The organism is Halomonas sp. (genome assembly GCF_041689495.1).
Taxonomy (GTDB): domain Bacteria; phylum Pseudomonadota; class Gammaproteobacteria; order Pseudomonadales; family Halomonadaceae; genus Halomonas.
Genome location: NZ_JBDNGD010000241.1, coordinates 1 through 3,959, shown reverse-complemented (window position 1 = coordinate 3,959; position 3,959 = coordinate 1). Strand labels below are relative to the sequence as shown.

Annotated in this window: 6 protein-coding genes; 5 read left to right on the top strand and 1 reads right to left on the bottom strand. The window is 63.4% G+C overall.

Features of this window, described 5'->3' with window-relative positions; translation table 11 throughout:
* The first annotated feature begins 7 nt into the window (after positions 1-7).
* Genes hpf through ACESMD_RS08505 form a run of 4 tightly spaced genes read left to right on the top strand, consistent with a single transcriptional unit; the run spans position 8 to position 2,050 of the window.
* Positions 8-316 (top strand): ribosome hibernation-promoting factor, HPF/YfiA family, encoded by a 309-nt coding sequence (hpf, locus tag ACESMD_RS08520; RefSeq protein WP_372612202.1) that lies wholly within the window; start codon positions 8-10, stop codon positions 314-316.
* Between the two features lie 6 nt (positions 317-322).
* Entirely contained in the window at positions 323-796 is a 474-nt protein-coding gene (gene ptsN / locus ACESMD_RS08515) for a PTS IIA-like nitrogen regulatory protein PtsN (RefSeq protein WP_372612200.1), read from the top strand.
* 45 nt (positions 797-841) lie between these two features.
* Positions 842-1,777: an RNase adapter RapZ gene (rapZ, locus tag ACESMD_RS08510; RefSeq protein WP_372612198.1), complete on the top strand. Its 936-nt coding sequence runs from the start codon at positions 842-844 to the stop codon at positions 1,775-1,777.
* A gap of 3 nt (positions 1,778-1,780) precedes the next feature.
* Positions 1,781-2,050 carry an HPr family phosphocarrier protein gene (locus ACESMD_RS08505; RefSeq protein WP_372612196.1) on the top strand — a complete coding sequence of 90 codons (270 nt, stop codon included), beginning with the start codon at positions 1,781-1,783 and terminating at the stop codon, positions 2,048-2,050.
* Here the strand turns inward: ACESMD_RS08505 and pmbA are convergent.
* On the bottom strand, positions 2,047-3,387 hold the full coding sequence (gene pmbA / locus ACESMD_RS08500; RefSeq protein WP_372612194.1) for a metalloprotease PmbA: 1,341 nt from the start codon (positions 3,385-3,387) through the stop codon (positions 2,047-2,049). The two genes, ACESMD_RS08505 and pmbA, sit on opposite strands and share 4 nt — an antisense overlap.
* Positions 3,388-3,501: 114 nt before the next feature.
* Between pmbA and yjgA the strand changes: the two genes are divergently transcribed.
* The coding region (gene yjgA, locus ACESMD_RS08495) for a ribosome biogenesis factor YjgA (RefSeq protein ID WP_372612192.1) at positions 3,502-3,959 on the top strand (458 nt) is incomplete at its 3' end.

Below are 3,959 nucleotides of genomic sequence, written 5' to 3'. Positions count from 1 at the left end.
GCGCGCCATGCAAGTCAATATCACTGGCCATCATGTGGAACTGACCGATGCCCTGCGTGACTATGTCAACGACAAGCTCAGTCGAGTGGAACGCCATTACGACAACATCACTAATGTGCAGGTTACGCTCTCCATCGAGAAGGAACGCCATCTAGCGGCCTGTACCCTGCATGCTGCAGGCGCCGACATGCACGCCGAGGCCAAGGATAACGACATGTACGCCGCCATTGACGCCCTCGCCGACAAGATCGACCGCCAACTCGTCAAGCACAAGGAAAAGGCACAGGCTCGCGCCCAAGGCGCCGGCGCCCGCTGATCGCCCATGACACTGGAAACCATCCTGCCCCCCGAGCGCGCCCTCTTCGATGTGCCCGGGGGAAGCAAAAAGCGCGTACTGGAGTTCTACAGTACCTTCATCGCCCAGAATACGCCCAGTCTCGACAGTCAGGAGGTCTTCAGCCGACTGATCGGTCGTGAACGGCTGGGCAGTACCGGTATCGGCAATGGAGTTGCCATCCCCCATGCCCGAAGCCCCCACTGCAAGGCACCCATTGCCGGGTTCCTCAAGCTCGCCGAACCGGTGGACTTCGACGCCATCGATGGCGAGCCGGTGGATCTGGTATTCGTGCTGCTGGTACCCGAAGAGGCCGACGACGCCCACCTGGCCCTGCTCGCCCAGGTCGCCGGCGTGATGAACGACGTCGAGACGCGCTCCACCCTTCGCAAGAGCACAAGCCAGCAAGAGCTCCATGAGCGCCTCATCGACGCGATTCGACGACAGGCATCATCGAGCTGATCGCTTTCAGGGCCATCCGGCACCCCCTGGACCAGGAGACCCGCCATGCAACTCGTGATCATCAGTGGCCGTTCCGGCTCGGGCAAGTCGATCGCGTTGCAGGCGCTCGAGGATCTTGGCTACTACGCCATCGACAACCTGCCGGCCATGCTGCTGGGGTCCCTGGTCGATGAGCTCAGCAAGGCGCCATCACGGCACACCTCCATTGCCGTCAGCATCGATGCCCGAAACCTGCCCCATGCCCTGGAACGTTTCCCCAGTCTCCTGGCGGACTTACGCCGGCGGCAGGTCGACTGTCAGGTCGTCTATTTTACCACCGATGCCCGCGTCCTCCTGGAACGCTACTCGGAGACCCGCCGGCGACATCCGCTGACGCGCAACAATGACATGACCCTGGCCGAGGCCATCGACTCCGAGGAGAGTGCCCTTGCCGAGATCCGTGACCTGGCGGATCTGGTGATCGACACCTCGCGGCTTTCGATCCACGAGCTGCGCGGCCGTATCAGCGACCAGATCGCCAACCACCAGGCCGAGCACCTGACGCTAACCTTCGAGTCCTTCGGCTTCAAGCGAGGCGTACCCCTGGACGCCGACATCGTCTTCGATGCCCGCTGCCTGCCGAACCCCTACTGGGATCCCCAACTGCGCCAGTCCACGGGTCGAGACCCTGACATCATCCAGTTCCTCGACGGCTATCCCATCGTCGGCGAGATGCACGACGATATACTCGGCTGGATAGAACGCTGGCTTCCCGCCTATCAGGCCAGCCATCGCAGCTACCTGACCGTTGCCATCGGCTGTACCGGGGGCCAGCACCGTTCCGTTTATCTGGCCGAGCGCCTGGCACACCACTTCACCGCCCGGCACGCCGGTGTCACGCTCCGCCACCGTGAACTGGGTATCCATGACGCCCTTGCCAAGAACTCCTCGCATCGTCCGACACGGAATCTGCCAAACGCAAACGACAGGGAAGGACGCTGAGGCGTGCCGCACCGCAAGCTGACCCTGACCAACAAGCGCGGACTCCATGCGCGGGCCGCCACCAAGCTGGTGCAGTGCTGCCATCCCTATGAGGCGCGTGTCACCGTCATCAACGGCAAGATCAAGGGGGACGCGACCAACATCATGTCACTGCTGATGCTGGCCGCCCCCTGTGGCACCGAACTGGAGATTCATGCCGAAGGCGAGGACGCCGAAGCGGTCCTGGATGCCATTGCCGCGCTCTTCGAGGCCCGCTTCGAAGAGGATGGCTAACCTCCCGCCACCGTCATCTCGTCGATCAACCAGCTGCCGGTATGGATACTGCCGCGGGTATCGGTATCATCCCCCACCGCCAGCAGGCCCTTGAACATGGCTTCGAGATTGCCCGCGATGGTGAATTCTTCCACCGGGTACTGAATCTCTCCGTTCTCGACCCAGAAACCGGCAGCGCCACGGGAGTAGTCCCCGGTCACGGCATTCACGCCCTGCCCCATCAATTCGGTCACCAGGACGCCGCGATCCATCCGCGCCAGCAACGCCTCCAGGGGAGTGAGGGGGGCCATGATGCGCAGGTTGCGAGCGCCGCCGGCATCACCGGTGGTCTGCATGCCGAGGCGCCGGGCGCTATAGGCTGACAGCATGTAGCTGGCCAGTCGGCCGTTTTCGATGAAGATATTGTTCCGTGTCTGAACCCCCTCGTTGTCGAAGGGACTGCTGGCCATGGCACCAGGCTCCATAGGCCGCTCGCCAAGGCTGAACCAGTCCGGAAAGATGTCATCACCCAGGCGGTCGCAGAGAAATGATGCCTGGCGATAGAGCGCTCCCCCGGCAATGGCCCCCATCAGAGAGCCGATGAGACCACTCGCCAGAGAGGGGTCGAAGAGCACCGGCAAGCGGCCGGTCATCGGGCGCCGGGCGCCGAGACGACGCAGTGTGCGGCGAGCGGCACTCTCGCCGACCAGCACCGGATCGACGAGATCGTGGGGATGGCGAGCCGTGGTGAAATCATAGTCACGCTGCATCCCGCTGTCGTCCTCGGCGATCAACATGCAGGAAAGCGAATGGCGGCTGCCCCGCTGACTGCCCAGGAAGCCGTGACTGTTGGCATAGACCCGCACGCCCTCGCCACTGGACAGCGAGGCACCATCGGAACGCCGGATCCCTGAGACACCACGGCCAGCCGTCTCGCAGGCCAACGCCAGGTCGACGGCCTGCTCGGTGGTCAGTGCCCAGGGATGGTGAACATCCAGATCCGGAAGGTCCCGGGCCATCAAGGCGGCATCGGCCAGCCCCGCGTCCGGATCCTCGCCGGTATGACGGGCAATGGCCAGGGCCTTTTCCACGACGGCGAGGATGGAGGCCTCACCCGCATCCGTGGAAGAAGCACTGCCCTTGCGTGACCCCACATAGACGGTCACGGCGATGCCCTGGTCGCGAGACAGCTCGACGGTCTCGACCTCTCCCTCGCGCACGCTGACGCCGATTCCCTGATCGACGCTGGCGCCCACTTCGCAGGCATCGGCACCGGCACGCCTGGCAAGCGCCAGCGCCGATTCAGCACGGGTTTCCAGCAATTGCTGCTGGGTGATGGCATCAAAAGCCTGTGTCATGCGTTTCCCCCTAATGACCGGCCCAGAGGCCGGTAGTCAATCATTGCGCGATGCACAGCCCGCCCCTGCGGACTGGTATAATGGATATTCCGAGCCCCAACCGATGGAAGCGGCATGTCCCAGGAATTCTCTCGCCAGGCATTCGACCGGCTGTCTCAAGTCGATGACGACGCGCCACCTAGCAAGTCCCAACTCAAGCGTGAAATGCACGCCCTGCAGGCCATCGGCGAGCACATCATCTCCATGTCACCGTCCGAGCGAGCCCGCTTCCCGCTTTCCGATACTCTGCTGGCGGCCGTGGAGGAGACGTCACGGATCCGTTCCCATGAAGGCCGAAGGCGCCACATGCAATACATCGGCAAGCTCATGCGTCGGGAAGATCTCGACGCCATCCGGGCCGTCTTCGACGAAATCGAGCAGGAAGAGCTGAAACGCAACCACACCTTCCATCGCCTCGAGCGCTGGCGGGACCGCCTCATCGAGGAAGGCGACGCCGCTGTCGAGCCCTTCATCGAGGCCTTTCCCGCGGTCGATCGCCAGACCCTGCGCCAACTGATCCGCAATGCCCAGCG

Coding starts and splice junctions, on each gene's coding strand:
- hpf (WP_372612202.1), top strand. CDS start 8: ATGCAAGTCAATATCACTGGCCATCATGTGGAACTGACCGATGCCCTG.
- ptsN (WP_372612200.1), top strand. CDS start 323: ATGACACTGGAAACCATCCTGCCCCCCGAGCGCGCCCTCTTCGATGTG.
- rapZ (WP_372612198.1), top strand. CDS start 842: ATGCAACTCGTGATCATCAGTGGCCGTTCCGGCTCGGGCAAGTCGATC.
- pmbA (WP_372612194.1), bottom strand. CDS start 3,387: ATGACACAGGCTTTTGATGCCATCACCCAGCAGCAATTGCTGGAAACC.